Source organism: Streptomyces liliifuscus, assembly GCF_016598615.1.
GTDB classification, from domain to species: domain Bacteria; phylum Actinomycetota; class Actinomycetes; order Streptomycetales; family Streptomycetaceae; genus Streptomyces; species Streptomyces liliifuscus.
On the sequence record NZ_CP066831.1, the window covers coordinates 5,350,788 to 5,370,395 of the forward strand.

Below are 19,608 nucleotides of genomic sequence, written 5' to 3' on the forward strand. Positions count from 1 at the left end.
CCAACTCACTTACTGCATCAAATGCGGACAGAAGGCCATCACTCAACGCCCTCGATGACCGTCAGATCTGGGTACCGTCAGATCTGGGTGACGTCCAACTCGCCCGCCGCGTACTGCCTGCGCAGCACCTTCTTGTCGAACTTGCCCACGCTCGTCTTCGGTACCGACTCGATGATCGTCCAGCGCTCGGGAAGCTGCCACTTGGCGATCTTGCCCTCGCCGGCGAGGAACGACCGCAGGGACTCGAAGTCGGCGCCTGCGCCTTCCTTCAGCACGACGGTGGCGAGCGGACGTTCACCCCACTTGTCGTCCGGGACGGCGACGACCGCGGCCTCGGCGACGTCGGGGTGGGCCATGAGCGCGTTCTCCAGGTCCACCGAGGAGATCCACTCCCCGCCGGACTTGATGACGTCCTTGGCGCGGTCGGTGAGAGTCAGGAATCCGTCGGGGCTGATCGTGCCGACGTCGCCGGTCTTGAGCCAGCCGTCCTCGCTGAACTTGTCGGCGGGGCGCAGGACTTCGGCGCCCTGGCCGCCGTAGTACGCGCCCGCGATCCAGGGGCCGCGCACCTCGAGCTCGCCCGCCGACTCGCCGTCCCACGGCAGCCGCTCGCCGCCCGGGCCGGTCAGCCGGGCCTCGACGCTCGCCGGGAAACGGCCCTGCGTGAGGCGGTACGCGAACTCCTCGTCCGTGCCCACCACCTGGGCCGGAGGACGCGCGATCGTGCCGAGCGGGGAGGTCTCCGTCATGCCCCAGGCGTGACAGACGCGCATCCCGAGCTCGTCGAAAGCCTTCATCAGGGCGGGGGGACAGGCCGAGCCGCCGATGGTGACCTGGGTCAGCGAACTCACGTCACGGGGCTTGGCCTTGAGCTCGGCGAGCAGTCCCTGCCAGATGGTCGGGACGGCGGCCGCGTGTGTCGGGCGCTGGCTCTCGATCATCTCAGCGAGCGGGGCGGGCTGGAGGAAACGGTCCGGCATCAGCACGTTCACGCCGGTCATGAACATCGCGTGCGGCAGGCCCCAGGCGTTCACATGGAACTGCGGGACGACGACGAGAGAGGTGTCCGCGTCGGTGAGGCCCATGGACTGCGCCATGTTGACCTGCATCGAGTGCAGATAGATCGACCGGTGGGAGTAGATGACTCCCTTGGGGTCGCCGGTCGTGCCGGAGGTGTAGCACATGGCCGCGGCCTGGCGCTCGTCCAGCTCCGGCCAGTCGTAGCTCTCCGGCTTGCCGGCGATCAGGTCCTCGTACTCGTGCACCTGGACCGACGCCCCGTCCAGCAGTGAACGGTCGCCGGGGCCGGAGACCACCACGTGCTCGATGGTCTTGAGGTGGGGCAGCAGCGGCGCGAGCAGCGGAAGCAGCGAACCGTTGGCGACGACCACGCGGTCGGCCGCGTGGTTGACGATCCAGACGAGCTGCTCGGGGGGTAGCCGAAGGTTGAGCGTGTGGAGGATCGCGCCCATGGCGGGGATCGCGTAGTACGCCTCGACGTGCTCGGCGTTGTTCCACATCAGCGTCGCGACCCGGTCGTCGTCCCGGACTCCGAGGTCGACACGCAGCGCATGCGCCAGCTGTGCCGCCCGCCTCCCGATCTCGGCGAACGAGCGCCTCTGCGGCTCACCCTCACCGGTCCAGGTGATCACCTGAGATGAACCGTGGATCGTCGACCCGTGGGTCAGGATCCTCGAGATCAACAGCGGTACGTCCTGCATCGTGCTCAGCACGGCGTCCTCCCGGGGGCGACATTGCCTACGCGGTAGTAAGGGTTGGGCTGATTCTGCTCACATACCGCGCGGTATGTCACTACTCCGGGATGATCGATCACGTCACGACAGGATTCCTTGCCCCGGCGTGAGCAGTGTGCTTGCCCCGCACTGATCAGCCACACCGATCAGCGCACAGGACCCAGCTCGGGGTCCTCGCGAAGCTTGCCGAGCGCACGCGACACGGCCGACTTGACCGTACCGATCGACACTCCCAGTACGTCCGCCGTCTGCGCCTCGCTCAGGTCCTCGTAGTACCTCAGGACGACCATCGCCCGCTGCCGCGCGGGCAACTTCATGATCGCGCGCCACATCGCGTCGTGCAGCGCCTGCTGTTCCGCCGGGTCCCCGGCCGGCGGAGCCTCCGGCTCCGGCAGCTCGTCGCACGCGAACTCGTCGACCTTCCGCTTTCGCCATTGCGACGTCCGCGTGTTCAGCAACGCGCGCCGTACATAGCCGTCGAGGGCCCGGTGGTCCTCGATCCGCTCCCACGCGACATACGTCTTCGTGAGGGCGGTCTGCAGCAGGTCCTCCGCGTCGCTCGGGTTCGCGGTCAGCGAGCGAGCGGTACGCAGCAGCACTGGTTGGCGGGCCTTGACGTACGAGGAGAACGACGGGTACGCAAGGGTCCGCGTCGCCGCATTCGAAGCGCTGGTGCAGACGGTTGTGGTCATGGCTCCACGCTAGGAGCGCCCCCTACTCCAGCGGATCGGCCGCAGGTCCCGAAGCCGTGTCCGCCTCAGGTTGTAGGAGGGGGGCTGGCCCCACCTACTGAAGGTGGACGCCGGGCCCCGGCCCCCTGAGGGTTCACCCCTGAGAGACGGCTCCCCCTGCAGTAGCCCGGACCCAGGAATGATGCGGGAGCAGTACGGCCGCACTCCGTGAGCTCTCCCGGAGGGTACGCCGGGGCGCGCACCAAGCGCGAAAGCGAGCGCCTTGGGCTGCGCCGAGCTCCGGCCGAGGCCGCGCTGTAGCGCGGACGCCGCGCCGAGACCCGACCGACGCAGACACCGACGCCGACGCCGACGCCGACGCCGACGCATCGACCGAGTCGCATACGGCGAGTGAGGCGAGTGAAGGACGGCCTCGCTCCGGCGCCCGGCCTGGACATGCGTCCCGCCCAGCCTGGGCATGCCCCCGCCTGGCCCGGGCCCACACTGCTGTCATCCGCCCTGCCCAGTCCGGACACACATCGCGGTCACCCGCCCAGCCCGGCCCGGACGCGCGCCTCCGCCATCCACCCCGCCCAGTCCGGACGCGCGCCGTCATCCGCCCCGCCCCGGCATCAGCCCCGGTCGTCCGAGCCCAGGATCAATCCCGATGTGGGGACCCCCGTCCCCGCCGTCACCAGTACCCGGTGGGCCCCGGGTATCTGGTTCACGGACGTGCCCCGGAGCTGTCGTACGCCTTCCGCCACACCGTTCATCCCGTGCAGATACGCCTCCCCGAGCTGCCCCCCGTGCGTGTTCAACGGCAACCGCTCCTCGGCGACGAAGTCCGCGGCCTCGCCCGGCTTGCAGAACCCGAACTCCTCCAGCTGCGTCAGCACGAACGGTGTGAAGTGGTCGTACAGGATCCCCACGTCTATCCCGGCCGGCGTAAGCCCGGACGTGCGCCAGAGCTGCCGTGCCACCACACCCATCTCCGGCAGCCCTGTCAGGTCGTCCCGGTAGAAGCTGGTCATCTGCTCCTGCGCGCGTCCCGCGCCCTGGGCGGCCGCGGTGATCACGGCGGGCGGATGTGGCAGGTCCCGCGCCCGCTCCACCGAGGTGACGACCAGGGCCTGACCGCCGTCGGTCTCCTGACAGCAGTCCAGCAGCCGCAGCGGTTCGACGATCCACCGCGACGTGGCATGGTCGGCGAGTGTGATCGGTTTGCCGTGGAAGTACGCCGCCGGGTTCGTCGCCGCGTACTTCCGGTCGACGACCGCGACCTGCCCGAACGCCTCGGGCGTCAGTCCGTACGTGTGCAGATAGCGCTGAGCCGCCATCGCCACCCAGGACGCGGGTGTGAGCAGTCCGAACGGCAGTGACCAGCCGAGCGCCGCGCCCTCGGCCGACGGCTCGCGCTGTTGCACCCCCGAACCGAATCTCCGTCCCGACCTCTCGTTGAACGCCCGGTAGCAGACCACCACCTCGGCCACGCCCGTGGCCACGGCGAGAGCCGCCTGCTGGACGGTCGCACAGGCCGCGCCTCCGCCGTAGTGGATCCGCGAGAAGAAGGACAGCTCGCCCATGCCGGCCGCCTGGGCGACGGTGATCTCCGGGCTGGTGTCCATTGTGAACGTCACCATCCCGTCCACGTCGGCCGGTGTGAGCCCCGCGTCGTCGAGCGCGGCCCGCACCGCCTCGACGGCCAGCCGCAGTTCGCTGCGCCCCGAGTCCTTGGAGAACTCGGTGGCCCCGATCCCGACGATCGCCGCCCGCCCACCGAGCGCGTCCCTCGTCCGTACGCTCATGGCCGACTCCCCGCCTCTTCGACCGCGGCGCCCTCGGCTCTCCCAGCTCCCTCAATGCCCTCAGCGCCATCAACTCCACTGGCTCCACTGGCCGCTCCGGCTCCGGCTCCGGCTCCGGGGACAGTGACCGTCACCGTTCCGGTCACATGTCTGCCGATTCCGTTGGCCCCCACCACCCTGACCGTCGCCGTGTCGCCCTCGACCTTCTCCACCGTGCCGGTCAACACCATCGTGTCGCCCGGGTAGTTGGGCGCACCCAGCCTGATCGCGACCCTCCGCAGCACGGACCGGGGTCCGAACCGGTCCGTGATGTAGCGCCCGACCAGCCCGTTGGTCGTCAGGATGTTCATGAAGATGTCCGGCGAACCCTTCTGCCGCGCGAGTTCCGCGTCGTGGTGCACGTCCTGGTAGTCCCGCGACGCGATCGCACCGGCGACGATGAGCGTGCGGGTGATCTCGATCTCCAGCGGCGGCAGGGTGTCTCCGACCCGCAGCGACCCGACCTCGGTGTTCATGCGTCCCCCTCTCCGTGCACGATCAACTCCCCCAGTTCCTGGAGCACTTCGCTCCCGCACCCCAGATACGCGTCCAGCTGCCGCCCCCACAGAAAGTGCCGGTGCACGGGATGGTCGAGGTCGGCCCCCATACCGCCGTGCAGATGCTGGCCCGCGTGCACCACACGGGACCCCGCCTCCGACGCCCACCAGGCCGCGGTCAGCGCGTGCGTCGCGTAGTTCAGCCCCTCGTCCCGCCGCCATGCCGCTTCGTAGGCCGTGACCCGTATCGCCTCGGTGTCCATGTACGCGTCGGCCGCCCGGAGTTGGACCCCCTGTTTGGTCGCGAGCGGTCTCCCGAACTGCTCGCGGGTGTTGGTGTGGTCGACCGCCCGAGCCACCGAACCCGCGCACACTCCGGCCTGCAGCCCCGCGAAGGCGGTACGCGCGGTGGCCAGTACGTCGTCGTACGCCCCTATGCCCTCCACGTCCCCCTCAGGACCGCCAAGGCGCTCGCCCGGTGTGCTGTCCAGCGTCAGCCGTCCCGCCGACCAGGGCGCTGTCAGCTCGACGGGCTCGCACTGCGCGTCGACGGTCCGTACGAGCCACAGGCTGTGCTCGTCGTCGGCGACAAGCACATGCGTGGCATCGCGGAGCCACGGCACCACGGGGACCACACCGCTCAACTCCCCGGAACCGCCCACCCGTACGGCAGCCTCGGGCAGGGCGCCGGCCACGACCACTGTCCCGTCCCCGATCGCGGGCAGCAGCCGCTCCCGCTGCTCCGCCGAGCCATTGGCTGACACCGCCAGCAGCCCGTACACACAACTCGCCGCGAACGGGACCTGGGCCGTGGTCCGCCCCTGTTCCTCCAGCAGGAGCACCAGCCCGAGGAGCCCTATGTCCTCGATGGCGGCCGGCAACCCGGCTTCGCACAACGCCTTCCACAGCTCGGCGTCGCTGCCGGTTCCCGCGGCGGTCAGCCGCTCGTGGGTGGACAGGTCGCCGAAGATCCGCGCGGCCAGCTCGCGGGCCGCCGCCTGCTCCTCCGTGGGCGTGAAGTCCATGTCAGCCCCCGCTCCTCTCGACGGCCCGGAAGACCGGCAGCTCCAACTCCTCGTCCACCTGCTCGAACTCCAGCCGAACCGGCATCCCGATCCGCACCCGGTCGTGCGGCACTCCCACCACGTTGCTGATCATCCGCACGCCCTCCGCGAGTTCGATCAGCCCCACCGCATACGGCGGGTCGAAGGCCGGGAAGGGCGGGTGGTGCATCACCACGTACGAGTAGACGGTCCCCTCGCCGCCCGCCTCGACCGTGTCCCAGTCCGGGCAACCGCACGCGTTGCACCCCGGCAGCCAGGGGAATCGCAGCGTCCTGCATCCGTCGCAGCGCTGTATGAGGAGCCGGTGCCGGGACACGCCCTCCCAGAAGCCGGCGTTGTCGCGATTGACGACGGGGCGGGGCCGCTTGGGCGGTGAGATCTCGGCAGCCACCCCTGCCTTCGGAAGCGCGGCCGCCCCCTCCGGACTCGGAGCACTCCTTCTCCGAACCGCGGGCGCGTACTTCAGGATCCGGAACCGATGTGTCCCCACCGTCCGGCCCCCCACGCGTACATCCATCCGCGTCGTGACGAAGTACCCCGTGCCCAGCTTGGTCGTCTTGCGCTCGGAGACCGATTCGATCACCGCGTCGAAGGTGATCGCGTCCCCGGGCCGCAGCGGCCGCAGATACTCCTGCTCGCAGTCGGTGGCGACCACCGACGCGTACCCGGCGTCGTCGAGCAGCCCGAGCAGCTCGTCGTACGCATCGGAGCGCCCCGCGTGCCCGGAGAGGCCCCCCATCGTCCACGCCTGGAGCATGGTGGGCGGCGCTGTGGCGTCCGCACCCGCGTACGCCGGGTTCGTGTCTCCCATCGCCTCGCACCAGTGCCGGATCATCGGCTCGTTGACCAGGTCCTTGCCCACACCGCCGACCGCGGCGGCCTGGCCCTCGTACGCCTTCGCCCGCGCGAACACGTCCTCGCACCCGCCGCCCACGCCCAAGGCCGCCGCCCCCTCGCCGCCCTCGCCCGAGGCCGCCGCCCCCGCTCCGCCCGGAACCTCCCGCTCGCTCACCGCCGCCCCCTGGTCATCCCGAGCCGCATGGTCGCCACGATCTCCCGCTGCACCTCGCTCACCCCGCCCCCGAACGTGTTGATCTGAGCCGCCCTGTTCATCCGCTCCAGCTCGCCGTCCCCGAACACACCCGGCGATCCGGAACGGACCAGCGCGTCCGATCCGACGATTTCCTGACACATTCGGTACACCGCGACCGCCGATTCGGTTCCCACGACTTTCACGCCGCTCGCATCGCCGGGTGCCAGCCGACCGGCCCCCACATCCCCCACCAAACGCCAGTTGAGCAGGCGTGTTGCCGCCAGCCGGGCATGCACTTCGGCCAGCCTCGACCGCACCCACGGCTCGTCAACCCTGCGCCGCCCCGTCACCGGATCGGGGGTACTCGCGGCGGCCAGTGCGGCCGCGTAGAAGTCCTCGGCCTGCATACCGATCGCCGCGAGCGCGACCCGCTCGTGGTTGAGCTGATTGGTGATGAGCCCCCAGCCGCCGTTCTCCTCACCGACGAGGTTGCCCGCCGGGACCCGGATGCCGTCGTAGTACGTGGCTGTCGTGGTCAGCCCGCCCACTGTGGCAATCGGTGTCCACGAGAACCCGGGGGCGTCGGTGGGCACGAGCAGGATCGAGATCCCCTTGTGTTTCGGCGCGTCGGGGTCCGTACGGCAGGCGAGCCAGATCCAGTCGGCCTGCTGGGCGTTGGAGGTGAACACCTTCTGCCCGTCGACGAGCCACTCACCGCCGTCCACCCGCACGGCCCGGGTCCGCAGCGACGCCAGGTCCGTCCCCGCGGACGGCTCGCTGTACCCGATCGCGAACACGAGTTCCCCGCGCAGGATCCGCGGCAGGAAGTAGTCCTTCTGTTCGTCGGTCCCGTACTTCATGAGCGTCGGCCCGACCGTGTTGAGCGTGACCATGGAGACCGGAGCGCCCGCCCGGTAGGCCTCGTCGAAGAAGACGAACTGCTCGTCGGCGCCGCGCCCTTGGCCCCCGTACGCGACGGGCCAGCCGAGCCCCAGCCACCCGTCGGCCCCGATCCGGCGCAACAGCGCCCGCTGCCGTTCCGAGGCACCCGGACCACCCGATCCCGAGGCCGAGCCCGGGGCCGATTCCGAGGCCGACTCCGAGGCCGATTCCGCGGGCAGCGGCGGTCCGTCCGGCATCAGTTCCCGGAAGTACGTGCGGAGTTCGGCGCGCAGTCGTCGCTGGCGCTCGGTGGGGGCGAGATGCACGACGACGGCCCTCCCGGACCTCGTACGAACAAGGGTTTCTGACTGTCCGTCAGATGCCTGTGACTGTCAAGGTCACGGACCTCGACCGCAAGGGTCACGGCCTCCCGCCCGGCACATATGCGGAAACGTCTGCGCGGCGGCACCCAAGTGCCGCCGCGCAGACGTGTTACCACCCCACAAAGCACCCCACTGAGGAGGCGTTCGACCGCCGGGGGTCTCCAGTCCCCGGCAGCCGCCGGCTCACCAGAGCTCGGTGAAGTTGACGGCGACGTTCTCGTTCGACTGGTCGATGGCCGTGAACGCGGAACCGTTCACCTGAGCCGTGTTGCTCTGGTTCGAGGCACCGGAGCCGACGGCCTGCTGCTGAGTCGTGGACGAGGTCCCGTAGTTGTCGCCACCGACACCACTGCCGACGACGTTCGCCACGGCCGCGTTCGATCCGTTGTCCGCGAAGGCGCCGTTGTCAGCCGTCGCAACACCCGAGAAGAGGGCGACGGCGAGCGGCAGGGCTGCCGCGGCGGCGAGAAGGCGGGCGGTACGGATGCTTGCCATGTCTATTCCTCCAGAAGCGGAAGTTCGCACCGGCCAGGACCGGCTGAGTACGGCTTGTTCCGGGGCAGTTGGCCGACCGCCTCGGTGTCTGTCACGACGTCGCGAGACCAGAATTGCCCACCGAATCCCCGGCGAACCACCCCGGAAGGCACTATTCGCTCGCAAGCGTGAGGACATGTCGATAAACCCCCTTCACGCGACCAAAACCGCAGATCAGGGCGGTGCGGGCGACTCAATCCCATACGCCGCAAGGGACGAAGCGTTCCGGCAGATTTTCAGCCAATCCTGCGGGGCCGGTTTCCACCCCTCCGGGACCGGCCTTCCTTCACCGCACCCCCGGAGCACCTCTTCCTTTTTTCGAACACTCGTACGAACATGGAGTCATGGCCACCATCGACCGGCAGGCCACGACGCTGGCCCTCGCACACGCCCTGTCAGCCGCCGAACGCGGACTGGCCGTCATCCCGCTGTCCCGAACCAAACTTCCGGCACTGCGCTCCCCGCACCGCGACGACCCCACGGCCCCGCTCTGCCACGGCGAGTGCGGCCGCTTCGGGCACGGTGTGTACGACGCCTCGATCGACCCCGTTCGCATCCGAGAGCTCTTCGCCGCCGCCCCCTGGGCCACCGGCTACGGCATCGCGTGCGGGCTGGACCCGCATCGCCTGATCGGCATCGACCTCGACACCAAATCAGGTACGGACTCGTCCGCGGCGCTCCGGGAACTGGCCCTGCGCCACCTGTTCACGATCCCGGAGACGGTCGTCGTGCTGACCCCCAGCGGCGGCCGCCACGTCTGGCTGAGCGGCCCGCCGGACGTCGTCGTCCCCAACTCGGCGGGCCGCCTGGCCCCCGGAATCGACATCCGCGGCGCGGGCGGCTATCTCGTAGGTCCCGGCTCACGCACCGAACACGGCGCCTACAGCACGGCCCCGGGCACCGCCCACCTGGCACCCGCCGCCTGCCCGCCGTCCCTTCTGCAGCTCCTCCTGCCGCCGCCGCGCACCGGCCGCCACGCCGCCGGCCCCGTCTCGGCGGGCCAACACGGCCAGGGCCTCGTCCAGTTCGTCCTCGCCGCCCACGAGGGACAGCGCAACACCCGCCTCTTCTGGGCCGCTTGCCGCGCCTACGAGAACGGCCTCGGCCCGGACCTCACCGAGTCCCTGGTGGACGCCGCCGTCCGCACCGGCCTCACCGAACGCGAGGCCCGCTCGACCATCACATCGGCATCCCGCATGACGAGGCACCGTCCTTAGCTCCGCCGCGATCGAAAACGGCCCCCTAGGAGCCCAGAAAACCGAGGAGAGCCGGAAAACAACCACTCACGCGCGCGTGCACCCCAAAAACACCCACGCACCGCCAACGACAGCAGGGGCGTCCGGAACCTCTCGGTTCCGGACGCCCCTGCTCCTCGCACTGCGGTGGGTGTGGGATTTGAACCCACGGTCACATCGCTGCGACGACGGTTTTCAAGACCGTTCAGCGGTCCATGCTGGATCTAACCCTGACCAGCATGTACGCGGTCGGGGATCGTCGCGTAGGGATGAACTTGGCCAGAGGCTGGCCGCGAGTGAAGACTGCACCATCGAGACTGCGTCACACCAAGCCCTCGAGAGCCGCGCCATGGTGGTGTAGCGCTTGATCAAGCTTGGGCAGGCGCTACCGGATGACTGTCGTTGCACGCCAACATCGGTGTGCGGGCTGTGCACGTCCACCCGACCAGCCCAGAAGGGATGCACCTGCGCGTCGCGGAGTGTCCGGCGCGCGTCCTCGCGAGGCACGCAGGTCCAGGAATCTCGGCTCCCTCCATTCCCGACTCCGGGTAGCCTTGCCACGTGCAGCCTGACAGTTCGGCGAAACTCCAGAAGGCGGAAGAATTCCTGACCGTTGCTGATACCGCGCTGAGCTGCGACTTCTTTGACGCCGCCATCAGCCTCTCCGTCTCGGCAGCCATCAATGGCGCAGACGTTCTATGCATTGAGGTCCTGGGAAGGTATTCCACCGGAAAGAGTCACGACGAAGCCTTCTCACTCTTACGTCAATGCGGAGTTGCCGGAACAGCCGTCTCCCGACAACTTCAGAAAGCACTGAAACTAAAGTCGAAATCGCAATACTCCACCGCTCGATGCCGAAGAAGGGAAGCAGAGGAAACTTACAAGCATGCGGAACGATTGATTGACACGATTAAAACCTGGATTCAGCAAAACAAGCGATAGATGAGGATGCAGAGCGATGGTCAGGTGCTTCGTTATTGGACCTATCGGCAATAAGTTTGCCCCCCTCGACGATCCAGGACGCCGAGCGTACGAGGATTCTCTTCAGGTTTTCGAGGATGTGATTCAAGCAGCATGCCAGAAGCTTGACATTGACCCCGTAAGGGCTGACCAGATCGCCGTGGCAGGAGAAATCACTGAGCAAGTATTTCGGCATCTATACGAGGATGACGTGGTGATTGCTGATGTGAGCGGTGGAAATCCCAATGTTATGTATGAACTTGGTCTACGCCACACGACCGGGAAGCTAACTATCCAGATCGGAGAATTTGGGCAACTTCCTTTCGACGTAGCCGCCATTCGCACAATTCAGTTCTCTCGCTCACGACGCGGTCTTATCGATGCCCGAAACGAGTTGGAGAGGTCGTTGCAGGCAGGTCTAGTTGACGGGCAAGATCTGCTAACGGCAACGCGTGTCCTCCAAGAGGTGGCGAGCGGGCAGGTAGAAATCACTCTGCCCAGCGTAGAGGGCGCTTTTGAGGGTGCCGTAGAGGATGACTCTCCCGGCCTCCTCGAAAGAATGGAGGAGGTTGAATCTGGGCTAGGTTCCATGGTAGATGACGCCAACGCCATCACTGAGGCGATGCAAAGAATCGGCATGGTAACCGAGATCTCGGCGTCCGAGATTAATATGGCCAATCAATCCGGGGCTTCAAACAAAGACCGGTTGACGCTTGTAACAAAATTCGCGGCGGAGGTCAGCGGGCCAGCCGATCAACTCGAAGAATCCTCCAACAGCTTCGCCTATCACATGGAGTCCCTCAATGAGGGAATTTCGACAATTCTCAAAGTAATCCAAAAATCAGAACCTGACGAGCTTCCAGACGGTGCAGCCGATTTCCTCGATCAGCTGATCGCCATGGCAGAGACGTCACGCGAAGGCATGGAAGGGTTGAATACATTCGGGGTCGCCGCCCAAGGAATGGCATCGCTCAGCAGACAGCTTCGCGGGCCAGGAAAGAAGATTGATCACGCTGTGTCCAATATGCGCAGAGCAATTGCAAATATTGACGCATGGGAGCGAATGGCACGCTCAATCAAAAGCGAGATGGAGGCCTGAGGTAATCGATCCCTCCATGCAGGCGGCATTCTCGACTCGTAGCACGATTCGAGTTTAGGGAAACACCGTTGGTCAAGTGGGAAAGGACTAGAGCGAGCCACGCTGAATACACACGCCCGTCACAAGCCTGGAGTGACACCCTTCCCACACTTCCGTTAGTTTTGCGGAGAGATCCAGGCAAAAACTGAAACAATAAGTGCGGCAATCCCTGCAAAGCTTCCAATAACAGCCCAGATTGCTTGCACTCGCGGTGAAGGACTCCAACCCAAAATCCTACCCATGTACGTAGACCTCGCACGCAAATAGATATGCGCACCATTCGGACGCACGAAGAATACGAGCCTCCAATAGAAAATACCCACTAGCGCAAAGAAGTAGCCAACGTCAGCCGAATCCGTTTTCGAGAGAATGAGCGCCACAAAAAAAGCAAGGCCGATAATCTCGGAAAATTGAGGGATTGAAGAGAACGCCCAGACGTGCGTCGTAGTGATCCGGTGGCCACGCAGAGCGGACAATGCCGAAGCAAGGATCCTATCGGCTTCTTGGGCGCTACCACTCTGGGCCGTGATTCTTACATCCCACTCTTTCACTCGTCGAAACCAACCCCTGAAGGCTTGGAGGCGAGAGAGACCTTCCGGGCTGCCAAACACAATTCTCACCGAGTCAGGCTGCGGATTTACATCCACCTTAGCTTCAATTACTAGGTAGTGAAGCTCCTCCAGATCAGGCGCTTGACTGATCAGATCTGCAAGAGTGGATCCGGTGACTCTCACCTTTCCAAGTTTTGCGGCGCCAACGAGTTTGATCGTCATATTAGGGAAAGTGCTTTGGATGGCCTGGATGGCCGCGTCAAGCTTGCTTGGTCTCGGCGCTGTAAAGGGAACTCTTTTGCGTCTAATCTCAGTGCGCACGCCAGATCCTTATCGGTCATACTGAGCCTGTCGCACTAGGCGAAGCAATCAGGCACCCAACTCACCTGCGTCGCTGATCTTCAGTGCCGCAGTTTCTGAAACAAGCTGGAAAATATCTACCACGTTCAGGGTGATCTGGGTGCGGGTTACAGAAATTGACGTAGCGGATCTTGCACGTCACTCGGTGAGATCCTCAAAACCATGCTCCGTGGGCCCAGTAAGCCGTTGGCCAAGCCACCCCGAGACACGCGGCCCACCATTCACAGCACCGCCCACTCGGACTGTGCGTACGTGTTCGAATCCCTGCCGTAGGTAGTAGCGCTGGAGCGCCTCATTCGTGGTCCACGCGTCGAGCCGTAGCCACTTCGCCGCGTCACGGTAAGCCCGGTCTCCCGCCCAATCGACTAGCCGACCCCCAAGGTTCTGACCAGCATGGGTGCGCGCAACGGTCAGTTTGTTGATGAATTGGGATGGCTCGCTCAACTCATCTTCTGTCCAGAGACCTGGTTCGGCGTCCGGCGTGAGCGTAATGGTCGCCGCAGTCGTCTCGCCATCCATGACCATGAAGACAGTGCCTGCCTTGATCGTGGCCAGCAGGAATTCAGCAGGATATGGGCGCTGCCACTGGTCGGAGCCTAGGCGCGCCAGCCAAACGGCAGCCTCCTCTCGGAAGGCCAACAGCTTGGCTACATCGCCGGGTTGGGCGGAGATGATTCTCACTGAATCCCGTTCTCGCTTCTGACGGACTGGTCGCCGATCTCGTAGTTCATGCGGTTCAGGTCACCCCGGAACGTGGTGATCGTGCAGCGGATCGGCCGTTCTGATGAGTACCCCGTACGCATCCAGAGCAGTACGGGAACGCCCGCACCGATCTCCAGCAACCTGGCTTCGTCGGGTGTGGGCATCCGCGTAGAGATCTCATCGAAGTACCCCACCTGTTCGATTCCTCGTGCGGCGAGGTAGCGCGTGGTTCCTTCCTCAATGTCCCCGGGCTCCGCTAGGCGAGGCGCCTCATCAGCGAGCCACGCCGGGTAGTACGTGGCCTGGGTTGACCACGGCACGTTGTCGACGTACCGGTGACAGAACCGCAGGACCGCGCGGGAATCGGGCTCAACCCGCAGCCTCTGAGCAATGTCCTTTGGCGCGGGGAGGATCTCCACTCGGAACGTCTGATGCGGCTTGCGGCCGGCGTTGGTCACGTCCGTGTTGTACGAGTCCCCGTGCTGCGGGAAGTTCAGGTTCTCGAACCGGGAGGCGTTCAACTCGAACGGTTCGTGCCTGGTCACCTCATAGCCGAGCCCTTGGCTGGACGTGATCAGTCCCTCGCTTACGAGCAGGGCGAGGCCTGACCGCACCGTGTTCCGGGACGCGTCGAAGCGCGTCGCGAGCTCGCTCTCAGAGGGCAGCCGCCGCTTATTGGGCGGGGCGTACGCGCCTTCCTCGATCTCACGGCGCAGGACATCGGCCAGTTGCCGGTACTTCGGCTGCTTGCTCATGACCCCATCATGACGCACTCGCGCAACTTGTTGGTACATGCGGGCTCCAAACGCTTGACGGCTCACAGCCTGTGGGTGCAGCATCACTACATCAGCTTGTACCAACAAGTTGAGCAGGTGGTGCAGCACCATTAAGTGTGTCTGCCTGCACTGACAGTGCCCGGCGGGTCCCGTGAAGACGGGAGCCCCTTTGACCAGGGGTTACCACGCTCTCCGACAGCTACTGCGCCTTGAAAACTCAACAGAGTGTTGAAGCAAGACCATCGCCCCGGCAACCGGCCGTGAAGGGCGCGGGATCGAATCCCGCCCGGGGCACTCCGGCCGCTGTCCTGCGGACGTGCCGCACATCGCTCGTGCGGCTGTTCACCACACAACGGCGCGCGGCCCCCGGGGTGCCACCCGGGAGCCGCTGTTCGGGCCGTTCCACCTGCTAGGGAGAACACGACCCATGGTGCACATCGGTACTGCTCAGGCGGTTGTTACCGCCGACGAGTTCGACCGCGAGCCGACGTTCGCGGAGCTGGACGCGATCGAGTGCGAGATGCCCGTCATTCAGGCGAACATCGAGCTGCTGGACGCGCAGATCATCACGCTGGACCGCACGCTGACGGAGCTGGACGCGCGGCGTATCCGCCGGGCCCACCGCAAGGTATTGGCCGCTCGCCGGACGCTGGCGAACACGGCCGCGACGCGGGTCCCGGGGGTGGGCGCGTGAGCACCCCTCAGACCCTCGCCGCCGCGCATGCGGAGGTGAAGGCGGAGATCGCGCGGACCGACACGAAGACCGGTCTCCTGTTGGCGTTCGTCGGTGCGGTGCTCGCCGGTTCGTGGACGGTCGCCAAGGACGTCCCCCTCACCACTCCCGCGTACGTCGTGGGTGGTCTCGGGATGGGGGTGCTGGTTGCGGCGGCTGGTCTGTTGCTGCGGTCGGTGCGCCCGAATCTGCGGGGCGGGCACGGCTTCCCGCTGTGGGCCACGCTCACCGCTGAGCAGATCGCGGCCACGCTCTCGGAGGATCTGAGCGCGGACGTCGCGAATCTGTCCCGTATCGCGCTGGCCAAGTTCACCGGCCTGAAGCGCGCGGTCGACCTCACCATGACCGGCGGGGCGCTGCTCATCCTCGCCGTGCTGCTCGCGGTGGGAGGTGCGCGATGAACCTCAACCGCAAGGGGAGGGCCGCCCTCGTTCTGGCCCTGGTCGCTGTGGTCGGCATGGCTTTCCGGGTCTCCTGGAACGCGCTGCGGGACATCGCGGGCGCGGTGGGCGCGGATGAGACGGCCGCGACGCTCTATCCGTTCGTGGTCGACGGCTTGATGGCGCTCGCCCTGATCGCCACCCTCGTGCTCACCGACGATGCGCGGAAGTTCGCGCTTCGGGTGCTGGGCACCTACACCCTGGCCTCGCTGGTCCTGAACTACGTGCACGGCCTCGTGCCGGAACTCCACAGCGGCCAGGGCGTGCAGGTCGACTGGACGCGGCTAGCGGACTGGGACCCGGCGAACTGGGCTCTCGTGCTGCTGGCGACGTCGCTTCCGGTCGGGTCGATCTACTTCGGCTCCGATCTGGTCGCCAAGGTCCTGCACCACCGCCCCGCCCCGATTCCGAGCCCGGTCGCGAATGCGGAGAAATCGACCGAGAGCGTGAGTAATCGGTCTACGGCTGACCTCGTGGAATCGGCCCCCGGGCCGATCACGGTGGAGCCGTTGCGGATGCCCGATCCGGTCACGGTCGGGTTCGTGAAGTCGGCTCTCCCGCTCAAGCCGGTACCCGCCATCGCGTCGATCGCGCCGCGTCCGGTCCCGGCGGTGTCGACCCGCCCGCGTCGGGCAACTGGTCGACTTCCCGAGGCCGCTCGATCGAGTCGGCCCAAGCGCACTGCCGCTCAACTGCTCGACGAGGCACGGCAGGTGACTGCCGGTTGGTCGGATGCCGCTTTGACGGCGGAGGGCATCCGCCGCGTGGTGCACACGTCGCCGGCGAACGCGCGGATGCTGCGGGACACGTTGAAGGCTGAGCGCAACGGCACCGCCAAGGCGTCCTGATGTCCGCCGTGTGGGGCAAGTGCTTCGACCCCACGGGCGCCCGCCACGGAGTGCCCACTTTCCCGTGGCGGTGCGCCCCGGACGGCTACGCCACCCTTCGGCAGTTGCGGGCGCGAGGGCTGCGCCCGGGCGGTCAGCCGATCGCGGCTCAGGTCCTGCGTCCGCGCTACCGGCGCGGCCCTCTGGTCGCCTACCTGTACCGCGAGGACCTGGCCAAGCAGGTGCGACCCATGACGGCGCGCAAGTGGGCGGCCCTGGCTAAGGCCAACGCCGCCCGCCGCACCTGCCCGGCATGCCGACGCGACGCGGGATACGTCATCCCCATCTCGCTCGGCATGTGCGTGCCCTGCGCCTACCCCGATGACTCTGCCGCCTGACCTGCGGCATTCGAGACGGAGACACGTGTGAAGACCACCGTGAGCACCCACAAGCTGCCCGGATACGGCGCCACCCTGCGCACCGCAAAGCGCCTCACCGACCAGGCCGTACGGATCGTGGGCCGGTCGGTGCCCGGCCGGATGCCGGACATCGAGGTCATCCTCACCAAGGCGCGCGGCATGGCGGAACTCGCCGTGACCGCCGAAATCGAGTTGGCCGGTCAGGTCGACAAGCGGGCCCGTACCCGCGCTGAGCGGGCCGCGAAGCGCCTCGCCCGTGAGGCCGCCGCACGCGCCATCCCGCGTCCGGACGGTTCGGTGTTGGTGCTGGTCAACGTCGACCAGCACGCCAACGAGGCCGAGTTCGCCATCACCCTCGTGCACGAGTTGGTGCACGCCATGCAGTTCAGCCGCAAAGACATCGTCGAACGCCTCGTGCGGGACCTGCGCGACGCCTTCGGCATCGAGCGCCAGTCCCGCCGTCAGGCCCGCGAGCACCTGCACCTGTTGGAGCAGGAAGAGCGCGAGGCGTACGGCTGCGAGTACCTCGCCAACCAGCTCGTTCCCGCCGCCGCTGCCTAACCCCGTCAGGAGTCAACTCGCATGAGCGAGAACGTCGTTCACCTCTTCAAAGACCCCCAGGACGCCCCTCAGGCGGCCCCTGCCCCTGTAGCAGCGACCGCCGCTGAAACGCCGTCTGTGCCGCTGTGGGCCCGCTCCGCGAAGGCCATCCGGCACGCGGTCACCCACGAACACACCCAGACCACGTGCCGCGCGGTGGCCCGTCACGGCCTCTACGTGGTCGGTGGGACGCGGATCGTGGCCCGCCGCACCTGGGAGAGCCGCACCCCCGCCCGCTACGAGCGCATGATCCGTGCGGCCGAAGCCGCCGGAAACTATGAGGCCGCGACCGAGTGGGAGGAGCGTGGGCAGCGCTTCCGCGACGCGCGCCACCGCCGCCGGATGGACCTGCTCACCGCGCCCCTGGACGCGGCCAAGGGCGTGGCTGCCGCCGCCGGAATGGGCGCCGGCATGCTGCTCCTGGTCGGCATCGCGCTCGCGGTGGCGAACGAGAACTTCGCTGACGTCGCCACCCCGACCATGGCCGTGGTCCAGCTCATCCAGTGGCTTGTGTTCGTCGCCTCAGTGACCTGGGGACCGGCCGTGACGATCGGCCCCTGGGCAGCCCTGATCGGGCTGTGGGCCGTGGGCAAGCACCAGCAGGCAGCACCTGCGTGGGCGATGCCCGCCAACTTCCGCGACACCGATGGGGAACCCATCACCCCCTCGATCGTGGTGCTGGCCCTGCGCAACCTCGGAGTTGCCCCGCTCCGCAACGCCATCAAGGACATGGGCGACGCGGGCGCGAGCATGTTGGGGCCGATCCGGATTGCCGGATGTGGCGTGGAAGTCGACGTGACGCTGCCCTCGGGGGTGTCGACGGATGAGGTCCAAAGGCGCCGGCGGAAGCTCGCCGAGAACCTGGGACGGCATGAGCACGAGGTGTTCATCACCATCCCGCAGGCTGCCCGTACGGTCCGGCTGTGGGTGGCGGACTCGGGGGCGCTGGATGAGCCGATCGGTCCGTCTCCGCTGGTCACGGACGAATCGATGACCGCCGACTACGCCAAGGGCCGTGCCCCGTGGGGCGAGGACCTGCGCGGCGACGCGGCCGTGCTGAGCCTGTATCAGCGTCACCTGCTCATCACGGGGTTGTCGAACCAGGGCAAGACCGTTGCCCTGCGCGCGCTGGCCCTGTGGCTCGCGCTGGACCGCTCGGTTCAGTTCCTGATCGGAGACCTCAAGGGCGTGGGTGACTGGGCCATGTTCGACGGGCTCGCCACCACCCTGATCCAGGGCCCGACCGATGAGCACGTCATCCAGGTGACCGAGATGGTCGAGGGCGCCGTTGAGGAGATGAACCGCCGTATCCAGGCGCCGCCCGGCACCGTCTTCCCGGCGCTGGTCGTGCTGGTCGACGAGGCGCAGATGGCGTTCATGTGCCCGGTCAAGGACGAGGACAAGCGCCCCTATGGCGGGTCCAAGTCCAACTCCCGGTATTTCATGGCGGTCCGGAAGATCCACAACCAGGGGCGTGCGGTCAACGTCCTGATGTGGCAGGGCACTCAGGACCCCACGGACCAGAACCTTCCCAAGCTGGTCCGTGAAGGGGCGCACACTCGCGCCTCGCTCGCCCTGGGCACGGAGTCGCAGGCCCGCATGGCACTGGGGGACAAGGCGGTCGACGGCGGTGCCGCTCCCAACATGCTGCGTCCCGGCCTGGACCAGGGAACGTTGGTCGTTGCGTCGTCCGGCATCGACATTCCCGCCGGGCAGGCAGCGATCACGGTGCGCACGCACTACATCGACGACGACGGAGCCAAGGCCATCACCGACCGGGCCAAGGCCCTGCGTGACGGCGTCACCACCCTGCACGCCATCGAGCGGGGCGAGGACCGCGACCCGCTCGCCGACATCCTCACCGTGCTCGGAGACGCGTCGCGCGTGCTCACTCAGGACGTGCTCAAGCGGCTCGCCACGCTGAACGAGGACGCCTACGGCACGTGGACCAACGGCGACCTCAAGCGCGTCCTCGACGGCACCGGAGCCGAGCCGTACAAGTCCGACGGCCGCATGGTCGTCGGTCGTGACCGCGTCGCCCGCGCACTCGCCAACCAGGACGACGAGGGTTCCGCTTCCGCCTCCGGATGACAGGGAGCCGACCCCGGGCGGGGCAGGGAGGCAGGGAGAACTCCCTGAACCCCTCCCTGACCCGCCTCCCTCGCCCTGACCTGCACAAATGATCTCTCAGGGAGTCGGGGAGGG

The 19,608-nt window shown here is 67.0% G+C and carries 20 protein-coding genes and 1 tRNA gene; 9 read left to right on the forward strand and 12 right to left on the reverse strand.

What is annotated here, in order from left to right; genetic code table 11:
- Positions 1-77 precede the first annotated feature (77 nt).
- The 8 genes from JEQ17_RS22850 to JEQ17_RS22885 form a co-directional block, all read right to left on the reverse strand.
- Positions 78-1,733, reverse strand: a complete 1,656-nt coding sequence (locus JEQ17_RS22850; RefSeq protein ID WP_200396963.1) for a long-chain fatty acid--CoA ligase — start codon at positions 1,731-1,733, stop codon at positions 78-80.
- 167 nt (positions 1,734-1,900) lie between these two features.
- A complete protein-coding gene (locus JEQ17_RS22855) occupies positions 1,901-2,446 on the reverse strand; it encodes a SigE family RNA polymerase sigma factor (RefSeq protein ID WP_143643394.1) in 546 nt (181 codons plus the stop codon).
- Between the two features lie 611 nt (positions 2,447-3,057).
- Positions 3,058-4,230: a lipid-transfer protein gene (locus JEQ17_RS22860; protein WP_200396964.1), complete on the reverse strand. Its 1,173-nt coding sequence runs from the start codon at positions 4,228-4,230 to the stop codon at positions 3,058-3,060.
- Positions 4,227-4,724, reverse strand: a complete 498-nt coding sequence (locus tag JEQ17_RS22865; RefSeq protein WP_234048761.1) for a MaoC family dehydratase — start codon at positions 4,722-4,724, stop codon at positions 4,227-4,229. Before JEQ17_RS22865 ends, JEQ17_RS22860 begins: the two co-directional genes overlap by 4 nt.
- A 17-nt stretch (positions 4,725-4,741) precedes the next feature.
- Complete coding sequence (locus JEQ17_RS22870; RefSeq protein WP_200396965.1) at positions 4,742-5,791, reverse strand: acyl-CoA dehydrogenase family protein; 1,050 nt, start codon at positions 5,789-5,791, stop codon at positions 4,742-4,744.
- Position 5,792: 1 nt separating this feature from the next.
- Entirely contained in the window at positions 5,793-6,764 is a 972-nt protein-coding gene (locus JEQ17_RS22875) for a bifunctional MaoC family dehydratase N-terminal/OB-fold nucleic acid binding domain-containing protein (RefSeq protein ID WP_407700158.1), read from the reverse strand.
- 74 nt (positions 6,765-6,838) lie between these two features.
- Positions 6,839-8,071, reverse strand: coding sequence for an acyl-CoA dehydrogenase family protein (locus tag JEQ17_RS22880; protein ID WP_200396966.1), 1,233 nt, complete (start codon positions 8,069-8,071; stop codon positions 6,839-6,841).
- A gap of 240 nt (positions 8,072-8,311) precedes the next feature.
- On the reverse strand, positions 8,312-8,623 hold the full coding sequence (locus JEQ17_RS22885; RefSeq protein WP_200396967.1) for a hypothetical protein: 312 nt from the start codon (positions 8,621-8,623) through the stop codon (positions 8,312-8,314).
- A 383-nt stretch (positions 8,624-9,006) separates the two neighbouring features.
- On the opposite strand from JEQ17_RS22885, the gene JEQ17_RS22890 reads away from it, so the two are divergent.
- Positions 9,007-9,879, forward strand: a complete 873-nt coding sequence (locus JEQ17_RS22890; protein ID WP_200396968.1) for a bifunctional DNA primase/polymerase — start codon at positions 9,007-9,009, stop codon at positions 9,877-9,879.
- Between the two features lie 163 nt (positions 9,880-10,042).
- Here JEQ17_RS22890 and JEQ17_RS22895 read toward each other — a convergent pair.
- A tRNA-OTHER gene (locus JEQ17_RS22895) sits at positions 10,043-10,133 on the reverse strand.
- 325 nt (positions 10,134-10,458) lie between these two features.
- On the opposite strand from JEQ17_RS22895, the gene JEQ17_RS22900 reads away from it, so the two are divergent.
- Together JEQ17_RS22900 and JEQ17_RS22905 are read left to right on the forward strand one after the other, a co-directional pair.
- Entirely contained in the window at positions 10,459-10,839 is a 381-nt protein-coding gene (locus JEQ17_RS22900; RefSeq protein WP_200396969.1) for a HEPN domain-containing protein, read from the forward strand.
- A gap of 16 nt (positions 10,840-10,855) precedes the next feature.
- Positions 10,856-11,956 (forward strand): hypothetical protein, encoded by a 1,101-nt coding sequence (locus JEQ17_RS22905; protein ID WP_200396970.1) that lies wholly within the window; start codon positions 10,856-10,858, stop codon positions 11,954-11,956.
- Positions 11,957-12,111: 155 nt separating this feature from the next.
- Here the strand turns inward: JEQ17_RS22905 and JEQ17_RS22910 are convergent, their stop codons facing one another.
- The 3 genes from JEQ17_RS22910 to JEQ17_RS22920 form a co-directional block, all read right to left on the reverse strand.
- Positions 12,112-12,768 carry a hypothetical protein gene (locus tag JEQ17_RS22910; RefSeq protein WP_200396971.1) on the reverse strand — a complete coding sequence of 219 codons (657 nt, stop codon included), beginning with the start codon at positions 12,766-12,768 and terminating at the stop codon, positions 12,112-12,114.
- Between the two features lie 276 nt (positions 12,769-13,044).
- Entirely contained in the window at positions 13,045-13,587 is a 543-nt protein-coding gene (locus tag JEQ17_RS22915) for a GNAT family N-acetyltransferase (RefSeq protein WP_200396972.1), read from the reverse strand.
- The gene (locus JEQ17_RS22920) at positions 13,584-14,363 is read right to left on the reverse strand and encodes a GntR family transcriptional regulator (protein WP_200396973.1); all 780 of its coding nucleotides are present in this window, start codon (positions 14,361-14,363) and stop codon (positions 13,584-13,586) included. Before JEQ17_RS22920 ends, JEQ17_RS22915 begins: the two co-directional genes overlap by 4 nt.
- Positions 14,364-14,811: 448 nt before the next feature.
- On the opposite strand from JEQ17_RS22920, the gene JEQ17_RS22925 reads away from it, so the two are divergent.
- Genes JEQ17_RS22925 through JEQ17_RS22950 form a run of 6 tightly spaced genes read left to right on the forward strand, consistent with a single transcriptional unit; the run spans position 14,812 to position 19,494 of the window.
- Positions 14,812-15,078, forward strand: coding sequence for a DUF6284 family protein (locus JEQ17_RS22925; RefSeq protein ID WP_200396974.1), 267 nt, complete (start codon positions 14,812-14,814; stop codon positions 15,076-15,078).
- Positions 15,075-15,518 (forward strand): Pycsar system effector family protein, encoded by a 444-nt coding sequence (locus JEQ17_RS22930; RefSeq protein ID WP_200396975.1) that lies wholly within the window; start codon positions 15,075-15,077, stop codon positions 15,516-15,518. The genes JEQ17_RS22925 and JEQ17_RS22930 overlap by 4 nt, the downstream gene beginning before the upstream one ends.
- A complete protein-coding gene (locus JEQ17_RS22935; protein WP_200396976.1) occupies positions 15,515-16,405 on the forward strand; it encodes a DUF2637 domain-containing protein in 891 nt (296 codons plus the stop codon). The genes JEQ17_RS22930 and JEQ17_RS22935 overlap by 4 nt, the downstream gene beginning before the upstream one ends.
- Positions 16,405-16,782 carry an RRQRL motif-containing zinc-binding protein gene (locus tag JEQ17_RS22940; protein ID WP_200396977.1) on the forward strand — a complete coding sequence of 126 codons (378 nt, stop codon included), beginning with the start codon at positions 16,405-16,407 and terminating at the stop codon, positions 16,780-16,782. Before JEQ17_RS22935 ends, JEQ17_RS22940 begins: the two co-directional genes overlap by 1 nt.
- A gap of 27 nt (positions 16,783-16,809) precedes the next feature.
- Positions 16,810-17,364, forward strand: coding sequence for a hypothetical protein (locus JEQ17_RS22945; RefSeq protein ID WP_200396978.1), 555 nt, complete (start codon positions 16,810-16,812; stop codon positions 17,362-17,364).
- A 21-nt stretch (positions 17,365-17,385) separates the two neighbouring features.
- On the forward strand, positions 17,386-19,494 hold the full coding sequence (locus JEQ17_RS22950; RefSeq protein WP_200396979.1) for an FtsK/SpoIIIE domain-containing protein: 2,109 nt from the start codon (positions 17,386-17,388) through the stop codon (positions 19,492-19,494).
- The last annotated feature ends 114 nt before the right edge of the window (positions 19,495-19,608 follow it).